This is a genomic window from Paraburkholderia sediminicola, assembly GCF_046027825.1.
Classification (GTDB): domain Bacteria; phylum Pseudomonadota; class Gammaproteobacteria; order Burkholderiales; family Burkholderiaceae; genus Paraburkholderia; species Paraburkholderia sediminicola_D.
In genome coordinates this window covers 1-252 of sequence record NZ_JAQQDU010000301.1, presented here as the reverse complement: position 1 = coordinate 252, position 252 = coordinate 1, and the positions used below count along the sequence as shown (strand labels likewise).

Sequence of the window (252 nt, the reverse complement as noted above, 5' to 3'; positions counted from 1 at the left end):
GCACCCAGGTCGATGGGCTTGGAAAGAAAAACATTCCACAGTGTGGATTTTTCTTCTGGCGGGACCCGACCGGATGCCATGACCACCGGAATCTGTGCAAGTGCGGGGTAAAACTTCAGTCGTTCGCACAAGGCAATTCCGTCAATGCCTGGCATGTCCCAGTCAGTGACGATCAAATCGGGAAGGCGCTGCGCAGCCTTGTCGAGGGCTGCCTCCCCGCCTTCCGCGAGAAGTACGTGGTAACCGCGCCCC

General features: G+C 58.3%; 1 protein-coding gene. It reads right to left on the bottom strand.

The genetic code is table 11. The features are described from left to right. A partial coding sequence (locus PQQ96_RS42320; RefSeq protein WP_408303399.1) for a response regulator occupies positions 1 to 252 on the bottom strand: 252 nt, incomplete at both ends.